Annotated in this window: 1 protein-coding gene; it reads right to left on the bottom strand. The window is 47.8% G+C overall.

Features of this window, described 5'->3' with window-relative positions:
* On the bottom strand, nucleotides 1-869 hold an 869-nt coding region (locus tag ACQEXR_RS20280), incomplete at both ends, for a hypothetical protein (protein WP_427021049.1).

Genomic DNA, 869 nt, shown 5'->3' with positions numbered 1-869 from the left:
CACTCTAATCGCATCCTCTAGCTTGGCATCTTGGTCAAAAAGCTTCAGTCGTTGTTCCAAGGTGTTGAATTTGGACTCACCGTAAGCATAATTGCCACGGCCCCAGAAGGAGCCTTTTAAAAACAGTTGGGTTTTATCGTCCATTAAGGAGGCTCGGATTATCTCTAGCGTCAGTGCTGTGACACCCAGTACCACAGCAGCGACCGCCATAACCGGCGCCGCCGCAGGCACCAGTGCCACCCAGGCGCAATACGCCGCCATACCATTAACTAACAGTGTGACCCCTGATACCGCTGTGGCTAGGGCATTTTGGTTACCAACCAGATCGGTACCAAGTTGATACCCGCTGCCCAGTGTGGCAACAACACCACCGATAACTGGCAGCCAGCGAAAAGTGATTTTTACGAACTTCGTAAGACCATTACCAATGCGTTCAGCTACCACGATTGTTTTTTGCGAGGTAACGTTGGTATCACTTAATAATGCAGTTAATGATTTGGAGGTTGAGTTGCCAAGTAATTTAGCACCATCTTCCTTCATAAACTCAGTAAAGACCTGTTTACCGCCGACTTGGCCAAAGCGTGCCCCAGCAAACTGATCGAGAGCGGCAAAAGAACTGGTGATTAATCCGACCCAGGCGTTTGCGCGATCAACGCCCCATTTTATAGGGTTATCAGAAAACTGACTGTTGACTTGTGACGTATTGTAAACCTGAACTAAAAAGAACAGGCCGACAGTGGTGCTTTGCACATTGGGGGTAAATACCTGCTCTGTTTGGCGATAGAGCTTCATCAAGGCGGTTTTTTCACTTAAGAAATCATTGCCGTTAACCTGTTTAAGCCAATATTTCGCGTGCTTTTCAACCGTAG

Origin of the sequence: Vibrio sp. TRT 2004, assembly GCF_050113735.1 — a bacterium.
GTDB lineage: Bacteria > Pseudomonadota > Gammaproteobacteria > Enterobacterales > Vibrionaceae > Vibrio.
The sequence above is the reverse complement of the archived record's forward strand: the minus strand, read 5'-3'. Positions and strand labels throughout refer to the sequence as shown.